The sequence below is a fragment of the Cupriavidus sp. LA-1 genome (genome assembly GCF_055385985.1).
The window spans coordinates 3,386,053-3,399,813 of the sequence record NZ_AP031387.1 but is presented as its reverse complement, the minus strand read 5'-3'; the positions used below and the strand labels follow the sequence as shown (position 1 = coordinate 3,399,813).

Here is a 13,761-nt window from a genome sequence, read left to right as displayed (position 1 = left end):
TTCAGCCTCCCGGCGCGGCACCCGCCAGCAGCTCGGCCACGGTGGGGCCGTCCACGCGCGCCAGGTCGTCCTGGTACTTGAGCAGCACGCCCAGCGTGTCGCGCACGGATTGCGGATCGAGCTCGGTCGCGCCCAGCGCGGACAGCGCGCGGCACCAGTCGATGGCCTCGGCGATGCCCGGCGCCTTGAACAGGTCGATGCCGCGCAGCCGGTGGATGAAATCGATCGCCTGGGTCTGCAGCGCCGCGGCGGCCTCGGGCGCGCGCGCGGCCACGATCTGCAGTTCGCGGTCGCGCGCCGGGTAGCCCATCCACTGGTACAGGCAGCGGCGCTTGAGCGCGTCGTGCACCTCGCGCGTGCGGTTGGAGGTGATCACGATCAGCGGCGGGCGCTCGGCACGGATCACGCCGATTTCGGGGATCGATACCTGGAACTCGGACAGCACTTCCAGCAGGAAGGCTTCAAAGGGTTCGTCGGCGCGGTCGATCTCGTCGATCAGCAGCACGCGCGGCACGTCGGGCGCGGCGGGGTCGGGCAGCAGCGCTTCCAGCAGCGGGCGCTTGAGCAGGAAGTCGTCGTGGTACAGCGACTGCGCCTCGGGCCGCTCGCCGCGTGCCTCGGCCAGGCGCAGCGCCATGATCTGGCGCGGGTAGTCCCATTCGTACAGCGCGCTGGCGGCATCCAGCCCTTCATAGCATTGCAGCCGCAGCAGCCGCGTGCCGAGCACCCCCGCCATCGCATGCGCCATGGCGGTCTTGCCGACGCCGGGCTCGCCTTCCAGGAACAGCGGCCGCTGCATGCGCAGGGCGAGATAGAGCACCGTGGCGGTCTCGCGGTCGGCGAAGTATTGCTGGCGTTCCAGCTGGGCGATGGTGTCGTCGATGGAGGTGGGCAGCATGAGCAATCTTTTGTGCCGACGCGGAAAGGGCGCCGGCGGTTTGCTCCCCTCTCCCGCTTGCGGGAGAGGGGAGACAACATGCGGCAGTGGGGAAGCGCTATCCCTTCAGCGCCGCCTCCACCGCCCGCGCCGCCAGCACCGGGATCAGATGCGCCCGGTACTCCGCCGACGCATGCAGGTCGGCGTTCAGCGTCGACGCATCCACCTGCACTCCGCGCGCTGCCTGCGCCGTGAAACTCCCCGACAGCGCCTGCTCCAGCGGCTGGCAGCGGAATACGCTGTCGGCCGCGCCCGTCACCGCCACGCGCACCGTGTTGCCGGTGCGCGCCACCATCACGCCCACCAGCGCAAAGCGCGAGGCCGGGTTGCGGAACTTGGCGTAGGCAGCCTGGTCCGGGATCGGGAAGCGCACCGCGGTGATCAGCTCGTCCGGTTCCAGCGCGGTTTCATAGAGGCCCTTGAAGAAGTCGTCGGCGGCGATGGTGCGGCGGTCGGTGACCACGGCCGCGCCCAGCCCCAGCACGCCCGCGGGATAGTCGGCAGCGGGATCGTCATTGGCGAGCGCGCCGCCGATGGTGCCCATGGCGCGCACCTGGCGGTCGCCGATGCCGCCGGCCAGTGCCGCCAGCGCCGGGATGCGCTGGCGCACCTCGGCGTTCTCGGCCACGTCGGCATGGCGCGCGGCGGCGCCGACCACGATCTCATTGCCTTCGACGCGGATCCCGGCCATGCCGGGAATGCGCGCCACGTCGACCAGCACCGAGGGCTGCGCCAGCCGCAGCTTCATCGCGGCCAGCAGGCTCTGGCCGCCGCCGAGGAACTTGGCGTCGGGATCGGCCTTGAGCGTGGCCACGGCCGCCTTGGCATCCGCGGCGCGTTCAAAATTGAATGCGTACATGTCGGTTTCCTTTGCGGTGTGCGTGGATCACGGCCGGGCGGCCTGGATGGCCTGCCAGACCCGGTGCGGCGTGGCGGGCATCTGGATGTCCTTCACGCCCAGCGGGTCGAGCGCATCCACCAGCGCGTTGATGAACGCCGGCGGCGAGCCGATCGCGCCGGCCTCGCCGCAACCCTTCACGCCCAGCGGGTTGTGCGTGCAGGGCGTGCCGGCGGCGGTCTCGACGGTGAAGTCGGGCAGGTCGCCGGCGCGCGGCATGGCGTAGTCCATGTACGAGCCGGTCAGCAGCTGGCCGCTGTCGTTGTCGTAGACGCACTGCTCCAGCATGGCCTGGCCCAGCCCCTGGCCGATGCCGCCATGCACCTGGCCTTCGACGATCATCGGGTTGATGATGTTGCCGAAGTCGTCCACCGCGGTGAACTTGACCACCTGCGACTCGCCGGTGTCGGGGTCGACCTCCACCTCGCACACATAGGCGCCGGACGGGTAGGTGAAGTTGGTCGGGTCGTAGAACGCGTTCTCGTTCAGGCCCGGCTCCAGCTTGTCCAGCGGATAGTTGTGCGGCACGTAGGCGGTCAGCGCGACTTCGCCAAAGGTCTTGGTGCGGTCGGTGCCGGCCACGCGGAACACGCCGTTGCTGAACTCGATGTCGGTGTCGGCCGCCTCCAGCAGATGCGCGGCGATCTTCTTGGCCTTGGCCTCGATCTTGTCGAGCGCCTTGACGATGGCCGAGCCGCCCACCGCCAGCGAGCGCGAGCCATAGGTGCCCATGCCGAACGGCACCCGGCCGGTGTCGCCGTGCACGATCTCGACCTGGTCCAGCTGCAGCCCGAGCCGGTCGGCCACCACCTGCGCGAAGGTGGTCTCGTGCCCCTGGCCATGGCTGTGCGAGCCGGTGAACACGGTCACGGTACCGGTCGGGTGCACGCGGATCTCGCCCACCTCGAACAGCCCCGCGCGTGCGCCCAGCGCGCCGGCGATATTCGACGGCGCCAACCCGCAGGCCTCGATATAGCAGGAATAGCCCAGGCCGCGCAGCTTGCCGCGCTGCTTCGCCTCGTCGCGCCGGGCCGGGAAGCCCTTGACGTCGGCCAGCTCCTGCGCGCGCGCCAGGCACGGCTCGTAGTCGCCGGTGTCGTAGGTCAGGCCCACCGGCGTGGCGTAGGGGAACTGGCGGATGAAGTTCTTGCGGCGCAGCTCGGCCGGGTCGATCTTCATCTCGTGCGCGGCGGTTTCGACCAGGCGCTCGACCACATAGGTGGCCTCGGGCCGGCCCGCGCCACGGTAGGCATCCACCGGCGCGGTGTTGGTGAAGACCGCCTGCACTTCGGCGTAGATGGCGGGCGTGGCGTACTGGCCGGCGAGCAGCGTGGCATACAGGATGGTGGGCACGCTGCTGGCGAAGGTCGACAGGTAGGCGCCCATATTGGCGGTGGTATGCACCCGCATCGCCAGGAACTTGCCGTCGGCGTCGAGCGCCAGCTCAGCCTTGGTCACATGGTCGCGGCCGTGCGCGTCGGTCAGGAAGGACTCGGACCGGTCGGCGGTCCACTTGACCGGGCGGCCGATCTTCTTCGAGGCCCAGGTCAGTGCCACGTCTTCCGGGTACAGGAAGATCTTGGAGCCGAAGCCGCCGCCCACGTCCGGCGCGACGATGCGCAGGCGCGATTCGGGCAGCCCCAGCACAAACGCGCCCATCAGCAGGCGTTCGACGTGCGGGTTCTGGTTGGCCACATAGACGGTATAGCTGTCGTCCTGGCGCGTGTAGCTGGCATTGACCGCGCGCGGCTCGATCGCGTTGGGGATCAGCCGGTTGTTGACGATTTCCAGCGTGGTCACGTGCGCGGCCCTGGCAAAGGCGGCGTCGGTGGCGGCCTTGTCGCCGTGGCCCCAGGTGTAGCAGGTATTGGCCGGCACCTCGTCATGCACCAGCGTGGAAGCCCTGGCGGCATCCGCGGCGCCGACCACGGCGGGCAGCTCTTCATAGTCGACGTCGATCTTCTCGGCGGCGTCGCGTGCCTGCTGCAGAGTCTCCGCAATGACCAGCGCGACCTGGTCGCCGACGTGGCGCACCTTGTCGTGGGCAATCACCGGGTGCGGCGGCTCCTTCATCGGCGAGCCGTCGATGCTGTGGATCAGCCAGCCGCAGGGCAGGCCGCCGACCTTGTCGGCCGCCAGCTGGTCGCCGGTCAGCACGGCGATCACGCCGGGCGAGGCCAGGGCCTCGGTCTTGTCGATGGAGCGGATGCGCGCATGGGCGTGCGGCGAGCGCAGGAAGAATGCGTAGCTCTGCTGCGGCAGGACGATGTCATCGGTGTACTGGCCGTTGCCGGTCAGGAAGCGATAGTCTTCCTTGCGCTTGACGGGTGCGCCCACCAGGCGCTGGCTTTCGGGTGCGTTCATGGCCGGTCCCCCTTATTCCGCGCTGGCGGCGGTGCCCTGCATGGCCGCCTGGCCCTGCTGCACCGCGCGCACGATATTGTGGTACCCCGTGCAGCGGCACAGGTTGCCTTCCAGGTGCGCGCGGATGGTGGCGGCGTCGGCGCCCGGGTGTTCCCGCACCAGCGCGGTGGCGCTCATCACCATGCCGGGCGTGCAGAAGCCGCATTGCAGGCCGTGGCATTCGCGGAAGGCTTCCTGCATCGGATGCAGGCCGTTGCCGATCCTGTCGCCGGCCAGGCCTTCGATGGTGGTCACGGCGGCGCCATCCGCCTGGACCGCGAGGATATTGCACGACTTGACCGCCCGGCCATCCAGGTGGACCGTGCAGGCGCCGCACTGCGCGGTGTCGCAGCCGACGTGGGTGCCGGTCAGGCGCAGCTGTTCGCGCAGGAACTGGACCAGGAGGGTGTTGGGTTCTACCTGGGCGTCAACGGGCTTGCCATTGACCGTCAGGCGGATAGGAATCGCCATGCTTGTCTCCATGTGGGTGGACGCGCATGGCCAATTTCCCGAAAGGTCACTGCGCGGGACTGGCCACTGCGCGGTACTGCCGCTGGATACGGCTATTTCGTGATATGGGTGCTGATGGTGCGATATTCCCCGCGGCCGGCGAACGATCGGCCGCGACAGGCTCTAACAGTTAATCACAAAACCTGCGGCCCTGCCATGTGGATTGCCCGCAACCCGAAAGGGGGGCGGGCCGCGCTGCTAGAATGACTGCGCGCCATACGTGCGCATGCGAACCCGCTTACATGGAAGCTTTCTTCGCCTGGCTGTTCGAGACCCTTGCCTTGCCGAAGGTGGGGCTGCCTGCCATCTTTATCGTGAGCCTGGTCTCGGCGACGCTGCTGCCGCTGGGCTCGGAGCCGGCGGTGTTCGGCTACATCAAGCTCAATCCGGAGATGTTCTGGCCGGCGATCGTGGTGGCCACCGCCGGCAACACCATCGGCGGAGCGATCGACTGGTGGATGGGCTATGCCGCCAAGCTGGCGCTGGTGCGCTACCACCAGCGGCGCCGGGCGCGCCAGCACGAAGCCGAGCACGAGGCGCAGCGCGAGCATGCGCGCAAGCCGCCCAAGCCCAAGCTGGATGCCCGCTACTTCCGCTGGATGCGCCGGCTCGGGCCGCCTACGCTACTGGTCTCGTGGCTGCCTGGGATTGGTGATCCTTTGTGCACTTTGGCTGGCTGGCTGCGCCTTCCGTTCTGGCCCAGCCTGGCCTGGATGGCGGTAGGCAAGTTCCTGCGCTACCTGTTCATGACCGGCACCCTGCTGTGGATCCCGGACAGCTTTTGGCACAACATTGCGCAAATGTTCAAGGCCTGGTTCTGATCCGGTGCGCTGCCGGCACCGCCGTGTGGCGCCGTTGCCAGGCCGAAATGTCGCCTAATCCCTTGTTCCAACAAGGATTCCTCGATGTTGCGGTGCGGCGAAACCGGGCCTTGCAGTACAATCGCCCTTTAATGAACGATTCGCGCACAGTCCCCGTGCGCAGCAGGAAGCGGTCCCCCAATGAACGCCCCACTCGTGCTCGACGCCAAGCTCGCCGCGCAGGACGCCCCGCCGCGCCTGCGTGAAATTCCCTATAACTACACGTCCTTCTCGGACCGCGAGATTGTCATCCGCCTGCTCGGCGAGGAAGCATGGCGCATCCTGGACGAGCTGCGCAGCGAGCGCCGCACCGGCCGCTCGGCCCGCATGCTGTACGAGGTGCTGGGCGATATCTGGGTGGTCCGCCGCAACCCCTACCTGCAGGACGACCTGCTGGAAAATCCCAAGCGCCGCCAGATGCTGGTGACCGCGCTGCACCACCGCCTGAGCGAGATCGAGAAGCGCCGCGCCGCCGACCGTGCCGAGCACGCCGAGCCCGCCGCCGAGGACCGCTCGCACCGGGTGGAGCAGCTGGTGGTGTTCGCCAAGCAGGCGATCGAGGACTTCAAGAACGAGTTCGCCGCCGCCTACGACCTGCGCAAGCGCGCCCAGCGCGTGCTGGGCCGGGTCACGCAGAAGGACAACATCAAGTTCGACGGCCTGTCGCGCGTCTCGCACGTGACCGACGCCACCGACTGGCGCGTGGAGTACCCGTTCGTGGTGCTGACGCCGGATACCGAGGAAGAGATCGCCGGCCTGGTCAAGGGCTGCTTCGAGCTGGGCCTGACCATCATCCCGCGCGGGGGCGGCACCGGCTACACCGGTGGCGCCGTGCCGCTGACGCCGATGAGCGCGGTGATCAACACCGAGAAGCTGGAGGAGCTCGGCCCGGTCGAGGAAACCGACCTGCCCGGCGTGGCGCGCAAGGTCGCGACCATCTTCTCCGGCGCCGGCGTGGTGACGCGCCGCGTGGCCGATGCGGCCGACAAGGCCGGCCTGGTGTTCGCGGTCGACCCGACCTCGATCGATGCCTCGTGCATCGGCGGCAACGTGGCCATGAACGCCGGCGGCAAGAAGGCCGTGCTGTGGGGCACCGCGCTGGACAACCTGGCCTGGTGGCGCATGGTGGACCCGGAAGGCAACTGGCTGGAAATCACCCGGCTAGACCACAACCTGGGCAAGATCCACGACGTGCCGGTGGCCACCTTCGAGCTGAAGTGGTCCGACGGCAACCGCGCCCCGGGCGAGAAGGTGCTGCGCACCGAGACCCTGGCCATCGAAGGCCGCAGGTTCCGCAAGGAAGGCCTGGGCAAGGACGTCACCGACAAGTTCCTGGCGGGCCTGCCCGGCGTGCAGAAGGAAGGCTGCGACGGCATCATCACCAGCGCGCGCTGGATCCTGCACCGCATGCCGAAGCACATCCGCACCGTGTGCCTGGAGTTCTTCGGCCAGGCGCGCGACGCGATCCCCAGCATCGTCGAGATCAAGGACTTCCTTGACGCAGAGACGAAGAAGCCCGGCGGCGCCATCCTGGCCGGCCTGGAGCACCTGGATGAGCGCTACCTGCGCGCGGTCGGCTACGCCACCAAGAGCAAGCGCAACGCCTTCCCGAAGATGGTGCTGATCGGCGATATCGTCGGCGACGATGAAGACGCCGTGGCGCGCGCCACCTCGGAAGTGATTCGCATGGCCAACGGCAAGAGCGGCGAAGGCTTTATCGCCGTCAGCCCCGAGGCCCGCAAGAAGTTCTGGCTGGACCGCTCGCGCACCGCCGCCATCGCCAAGCACACCAACGCCTTCAAGATCAATGAAGACGTGGTGATCCCGCTGAACCGCATGGGCGAGTACACCGACGGCATCGAGCGCATCAATATCGAGCTGTCGATCAAGAGCAAGCTCAAGCTGGTCGACACGCTGGAAGCGTTCTTTGCGCGCGGCAACCTGCCGCTGGGCCGCAGCGACGACGCCAACGAGATCCCCAGCGCCGAGCTGCTGGAAGACCGCGTGCAGCATGCACTGACGCTCTTGCGCGAGGTCCGCGCGCGCTGGCGCTACCTGCAGGACCACATGGACGTGCCACTGACGCTGGCCAAGGCATCGCTGATCGGGCATGGCCTGGGACTGCTCGGGCAGGAGTTCGACGCGCGCCTGGCGCAGCAGCCGGACGCCACCGTGTTCCATCTGCTGCAGGACCGCACCATCCGCGTATCCTGGAAGACCGAGATCCGTGCCGAGCTGCGCAAGATCTTCAATGGCGGCGAGTTCAAGCCGATCCTGGACGAGGCCCAGAAGATCCACAAGCAGGTGCTGCGCGGCCGCGTCTTCGTGGCGCTGCACATGCACGCCGGCGACGGCAATGTGCACACCAACATCCCGGTCAACTCCGACGACTACGACATGCTGCAGGACGCGCACCGCGCGGTGGCCCGCATCATGGACCTGGCGCGTTCGCTCGACGGCGTGATCTCGGGCGAGCACGGCATCGGCATCACCAAGCTGGAGTTCCTCACCGAGGAAGAGATCGGCGACTTCCGCACCTACAAGCAGAAGGTCGACCCGCAGGGCCGCTTCAACAAGGGCAAGCTCCTGCCCGGCGCCGACCTGCGCAATGCCTACACGCCGTCGTTCGGCCTGATGGGGCATGAGTCGATCATCATGCAGCAGAGCGATATCGGCGCGATTGCCGAGAGCGTCAAGGACTGCCTGCGCTGCGGCAAGTGCAAGCCGGTGTGCGCCACCCACGTGCCGCGCGCCAATCTGCTGTACAGCCCGCGCAACAAGATCCTGGCGACCTCGCTGCTGGTCGAGGCCTTCCTGTATGAAGAGCAGACCCGCCGCGGCGTGTCGATCAAGCACTGGGACGAGTTCTCCGACGTCGCCGACCACTGCACGGTGTGCCACAAGTGCGTGACGCCGTGCCCGGTGAAGATCGACTTCGGCGACGTGTCGATGAACATGCGCAACCTGCTGCGCAAGATGGGGCAGAAGAAGTTCAACCCCGGCACCGCGGCGTCGATGTTCTTCCTGAACGCCACCAGTCCCGAGACCATCAACCTGACCCGCAAGGTCATGATCGACTGGGGCTACAAGGCGCAGCGCCTGGGCAACGACGTGCTGAAGAAGTTTGCGAAGAAGCAGACCGCCCATCCGCCCGCCACCGTGGGCAAGCCGCCGGTGCGCGAGCAGGTGATCCACTTCATCAACAAGAAGATGCCGGGCAACCTGCCCAAGAAGACCGCGCGCGCGCTGCTCGATATCGAAGACAACGAGATCGTGCCGATCATCCGCGACCCGAAGGCGACCACGCCGGAAACGGAAGCGGTGTTCTACTTCCCGGGCTGCGGCTCGGAGCGGCTGTTCTCGCAGGTCGGGCTGGCCACGCAGGCGATGCTGTGGCACGTCGGCGTGCAGACCGTGCTGCCGCCGGGCTACCTGTGTTGCGGCTATCCGCAGCGCGGCAATGGCCAGTACGACAAGGCCGAGAAGATCGTCACCGACAACCGCGTGCTGTTCCACCGCGTGGCCAACACGCTGAACTACCTCGACATCAAGACCGTGGTGGTCAGCTGCGGCACCTGCTACGACCAGCTCGCCGGGTATGAATTCGACAAGATCTTCCCGGGCTGCCGCATCATCGACATCCACGAGTACTTGCTGGAAAAGGGTGTCAAGCTCGAGGGCGTGACGGGTACGCGCTACATGTACCACGATCCCTGCCACACCCCGATCAAGACCATGGACCCGACCAAGCTGGTCAACGACCTGATGGGCGGCAACACCGGCCTGGGCAAGATCGAGAAGAACGAGCGCTGCTGCGGCGAGTCGGGCACGCTGGCGGTGACCCGCCCGGATATCTCGACCCAGGTCCGCTTCCGCAAGGAAGAGGAGATGACGAAGGGCGCCGACAAGCTGCGCGCCGACGGCTTCACCGGCGACGTCAAGATCCTGACCAGCTGCCCGTCGTGCCTGCAGGGGCTGTCACGCTACAACGAGGATGCTTCGGTGCAGGCGGACTACATCGTGATCGAGATGGCCAAGCACCTGCTCGGTGAGAACTGGCTTCCCGAGTATGTCCAGAAGGCCAATGCCGGCGGAATTGAGAGGGTGCTGGTCTGAAGCGCAAGGGGAGCCAGTCCTCGCTTAAGCGAGAACTGGCTCCCGAGCATGTCCCGGAGGCGAGCGCCGGCGCGAGAGAAAGCGTGCCGCTGCGGGGGCTGTTGTACGGCGATTCTGCGCTGCTATTGATAGCTCATGGTAAACGTCGCGGCGGCATTGGCCGTGCCCGGCGTCACCGTGCCTGTACGGATGTAGCGCGCAGTCAGCGGGACTTGCATGTTGCTGACGCCGGTCACCGTGCCGACGGTGAACTGGTGGAGGTTGCCGGCCACTGCCGACCCGGGCCCGAAACTCATCGGCGTGCCGTTGTAGAGGATTTGGTAGGCTACCCCACCGGCACTCGACCCGCTTGCCAGCGACAGGTTGCTGCCTGTGTTGCCGGGCTGCGTGGCATCGGTGAGCGTCATGGCGACGGCAGTCGGACCGGAGCAGCTGAGCAATAGCTTGAATCCGGTCTGACCGGCCGTCGAGCCGGTGGCCTGGAAGGCAGAGGCGCTGACCTTCGGCATGTTGACCGTCACGGAAGGGTTCTGCACGGTGCAGGCCGGGACGATGATCCGCGTATTGCCGCTGATCATCAGTTGGGCGACGGTCAGCGAGCCATAGCTGGCTTGCGCCAGCAGGGCAGGCAGCGTCACGGTGCCCGGCATCACCGGACCCGTGACGATCATTTGCACGCGGTAGCGGCTCATCGGGCCGTATGGGGTCCATACCTGGGTGGTAAGGGCTTGCGAGGTTGGCGGCGATGTCATCAGCGTGATGTCGAAGTTGGGTGAACCAGACATCCCGTTGGTCCAACCTGCCTTGATGCCAATGCCGGTGACAGTGGATTGGTACACATTGCCGTAGCCAGGCGCCAACTGCATCGGACTCGCAAGTCCGTACGTGAGTTGGAAGGTGCCCAGGCATGAAACCGAGACGGGGCCGGCCACGGTCCAGTTGCTGTCGTAGAGCACGGTTCCCACCGGCGTGTTGCGCGGTACACTGATTGTTGCCGGTAGCGAGATGGTTGCAGTGCCGGGATTGCCGCTTGCGACTCCGCAGTCGGCCGCCGCCGGGGAAGCAAGGCTCATGCTCCAGAGCAGGAGTGCGCAAAGTCTGAGGGCGGCGATCCATCGACTTGCCTGTTTGCGGTTCACACAGCCGGTCATGACTACTCATCTGATTGTTGCGGGGAAGCAATCACTATTCCAGCGGCGGAGACGGGAAACAATAAGCGAAGCCTGAAAACCCTGACTGTATTTCGGCACGCTGATTGATCTGCGATATGGCGCCTCCTGCATTCATCTGTATGCCGCCGGCTGGCCGGTTTGGGCGCGACGAGCGGCAGGCGCGGACGTCTTGTTGTCGATCAGTCCAGGTTTGCTAAGATGCCGGCACCGCGAGGCCGCCGTGTGCCTGAGCCGGCAGGCCGGACATGGCGCGGTGGTGGCGGTCCGGTCGCGATGCCGCCGCGACGCCCTTTCCTGAAACGCCTGCGCTTATGCGGAAACGACAGCGAGCCTGGTCGCGAACGGTAAATATCAATGGATAAAATCACCTCATGAGCGGAGTTCCCGACTGCCCCCTTTGCCGGTCCGACGGCGGCGAACTGGTCTGGATGGGCGACCGCGCCCGGCTGATCCTGGTCGAGCATGACCGTTTCCCGGGCTTCTGCCGCATCGTCTGGAACGACCACGTGGCCGAGTTCAGCGACCTGGACGAGGCCGACCAGGCCTGGCTGATGCGGCTGGTCGCGCAGGTGGAGCGGGTGGTGCGCGAGGTGATGACACCGGACAAGGTCAACCTGGCCGCCCTCGGCAACATGGTGCCGCACCTGCACTGGCATATCATCCCGCGCTACCGCTGGGACACGCATTTCCCCGAAGCCATCTGGGCCGCGCCGCAGCGCGCGGCAGACACCGTGCGCGTGCGGGAACTGGCCAGCCGGCTGCCTGCGCTGCGTACGGCGCTTTCGCTGCTCGAAGCGGGCGACGCCTGAGGGGCGCGCGGAACCCGCGCCTGCCCCTGACCGTCTGAATGCTGTTGCCGCCGTGGCCTGCCGCCACGGTATCCAGAACAACAAGCCCGGCCGGCATCCGCTGACGGGCCAAGCGCTGCCGCTATGTCCTCCACTCCGACTTCCGTCACCGTCCCGGGCCCGGCCGTCCCGGCCCGAGCCCTCAAGATCCAGAGCCGGCTGCGCATGAGCGCCACCTGGGCGCTGATCAAGCCTTACTGGAAATCCAACGACCGCGTCGCCGGGCTGGGCCTGCTGGCCCTGGTGGTGGCGCTCAACCTGGGTATCGTCTATATCAACGTGCTGCTCAACGAGTGGAACCGCGTGTTCTACAACGCGCTGGAGCAGCGCGACTACGCCTCGTTCAAGGTGCTGCTGGTGCGGTTCTCCTGGATTGCCGCATTCTTTATCGTCGCGGCGATCTCGCGCCAGTACTACACCATGATGCTGCAGATGCGCTGGCGTACCTGGATGACCGGCCGCTTCATGAGCCACTGGCTCGGGCACCAGGCCTACTACCGCATCGAGCAGACCCATGCCACCGACAACCCCGACCAGCGGATTGCCGATGACCTGCGCCAGTTCACCGATGGCGCGCTGTCGCTGTCGCTGGGCCTGCTCAATTCCGTGGTGACGCTGCTGTCCTTCGTCGGCATCCTGTGGACCGTGTCCGGCCCGATCAGCTTTGCGCTGGGCGGCACCGAATGGACCATTCCCGGCTACATGGTGTGGTTCGCGGCGGGCTACGCGGTGATCGGCTCGCTGGTGGCGCACGTGGTCGGCCGCCCGCTGATCGGCCTGAACTTCCAGCAGGAACAGTACGAGGCGGATTTCCGTTTCACGCTGGTGCGCCTGCGCGAGAACAGCGAGCCGGTGGCGCTGTACCGCGGCGAGCCGACCGAGCAGGCCGGCCTGCGCGCGCGCTTCGACCGCATCCGCGCCAACTGGAACCAGCTGATGCGCTATACGCGGCGGCTGACCTTCGTCAGTTCCGGCTATGCGCAGTTCGCCATCATCTTCCCGATCCTGGTGGCGGCGCCGCGCTACTTTGCGGGCAAGATGACGCTGGGCGGGCTGATGCAGACCAGCTCCGCCTTTGGCCAGGTGCAGGGCGCGCTGTCGTGGTTTGTCGACAGCTACGCCACGCTGGTGGGCTGGAAGGCGGCGGCCAACCGCCTGATCGACTTCCAGGAAGCGATCCGCGTGGCCGAGCGCCAGGACGAGTCGCTGCACGGCACGCGTGATATCGAAGTGGCACACACCGGCCAGCCGCAGGGCGGCATCACCGTCGAGGGCCTGGCGCTGGCGCTGCCGGTACGCGCCGCGCGCAGCGCGGCGGTGGGCCAGCGGCCGCTGGTGTCGCCGTTCTCGCTCTCGGTGGCGCCGGGCGAGCGCTGGCTGGTGAGCGGCCCGTCGGGCTGCGGCAAGAGCGTGCTGTTCCGCGCCCTGGCCGGGATCTGGCCGTATGGCAGCGGCACCGTGACCATGCCCGAAGGCGCGCGCATGCTGTTCCTGCCGCAGCGCAGCTACCTGCCGATCGGCACGCTGGCCGATGCGCTGGCCTACCCGGATCCGGGCACCGGGCACAGCACGGAAGTCCTGCAGGCAGCGCTGCGCCAGGCGCGGCTGGCCGCGCTGGCGGACCAGCTCGACGTGTTCGACAACTGGTCGCTGCGGCTGTCGCCGGGCGAACAGCAGCGCCTGGCCTTTGCCCGCGCACTGCTGCAGAAGCCGGACTACCTGTTCCTGGACGAGGCCACCAGCGCACTGGACGAGGACACCGAAGGCGCCATGTACCGGCTGATGGTGGAATCGCTGCCGCGGGCGGCGATCATCAGCATTGCCCACCGCAGCACCGTGGCGGCCTTCCACGGCCGGCGCCTGCGCTACGTGCCGCAGGACGGGGAAGCGGCCCAGGCTGCGCAAGCCGGCTTGCCTGGGGTAAGCTATCGGGTCGTATGCGAGGCGTGATGCAGTGCCGCATCGGCGCCATCACGCGGCAATCACCCCCTCAGGAGCGCCCCTAACCGGGCCGCGA

At 67.2% G+C, this 13,761-nt stretch carries 9 protein-coding genes; 4 read left to right on the top strand and 5 right to left on the bottom strand.

The window, feature by feature from the left end; all coding sequences use genetic code 11:
* Position 1: 1 nt before the first annotated feature.
* From ACZ5MJ_RS15870 to ACZ5MJ_RS15855, 4 genes are all read right to left on the bottom strand, one after another.
* The gene (locus tag ACZ5MJ_RS15870) at positions 2-898 is read right to left on the bottom strand and encodes an AAA family ATPase (RefSeq protein ID WP_432259185.1); all 897 of its coding nucleotides are present in this window, start codon (positions 896-898) and stop codon (positions 2-4) included.
* Positions 899-995: 97 nt separating this feature from the next.
* A complete protein-coding gene (locus ACZ5MJ_RS15865) occupies positions 996-1,796 on the bottom strand; it encodes an FAD binding domain-containing protein (protein WP_432259186.1) in 801 nt (266 codons plus the stop codon).
* A 27-nt stretch (positions 1,797-1,823) separates the two neighbouring features.
* On the bottom strand, positions 1,824-4,199 hold the full coding sequence (locus tag ACZ5MJ_RS15860; protein WP_464220617.1) for a xanthine dehydrogenase family protein molybdopterin-binding subunit: 2,376 nt from the start codon (positions 4,197-4,199) through the stop codon (positions 1,824-1,826).
* Positions 4,200-4,211: 12 nt separating this feature from the next.
* Positions 4,212-4,709: a (2Fe-2S)-binding protein gene (locus ACZ5MJ_RS15855; protein WP_432259188.1), complete on the bottom strand. Its 498-nt coding sequence runs from the start codon at positions 4,707-4,709 to the stop codon at positions 4,212-4,214.
* Positions 4,710-4,990: 281 nt separating this feature from the next.
* Here ACZ5MJ_RS15855 and ACZ5MJ_RS15850 point away from each other — a divergent pair, with 281 nt between their 5' ends.
* On the top strand, positions 4,991-5,569 hold the full coding sequence (locus tag ACZ5MJ_RS15850) for a YqaA family protein (RefSeq protein ID WP_464220615.1): 579 nt from the start codon (positions 4,991-4,993) through the stop codon (positions 5,567-5,569).
* 180 nt (positions 5,570-5,749) lie between these two features.
* Entirely contained in the window at positions 5,750-9,724 is a 3,975-nt protein-coding gene (locus ACZ5MJ_RS15845) for a DUF3683 domain-containing protein (protein ID WP_464220613.1), read from the top strand.
* Positions 9,725-9,846: 122 nt separating this feature from the next.
* On the opposite strand, the gene ACZ5MJ_RS15840 is transcribed toward ACZ5MJ_RS15845, so the two are convergent.
* Entirely contained in the window at positions 9,847-10,875 is a 1,029-nt protein-coding gene (locus ACZ5MJ_RS15840) for a fimbrial protein (protein ID WP_464220612.1), read from the bottom strand.
* Between the two features lie 392 nt (positions 10,876-11,267).
* On the opposite strand from ACZ5MJ_RS15840, the gene ACZ5MJ_RS15835 reads away from it, so the two are divergent.
* Together ACZ5MJ_RS15835 and ACZ5MJ_RS15830 are read left to right on the top strand one after the other, a co-directional pair.
* The gene (locus ACZ5MJ_RS15835) at positions 11,268-11,705 is read left to right on the top strand and encodes an HIT family protein (protein WP_464220611.1); all 438 of its coding nucleotides are present in this window, start codon (positions 11,268-11,270) and stop codon (positions 11,703-11,705) included.
* A gap of 123 nt (positions 11,706-11,828) precedes the next feature.
* Complete coding sequence (locus ACZ5MJ_RS15830; protein WP_464220609.1) at positions 11,829-13,694, top strand: ABC transporter ATP-binding protein/permease; 1,866 nt, start codon at positions 11,829-11,831, stop codon at positions 13,692-13,694.
* The last annotated feature ends 67 nt before the right edge of the window (positions 13,695-13,761 follow it).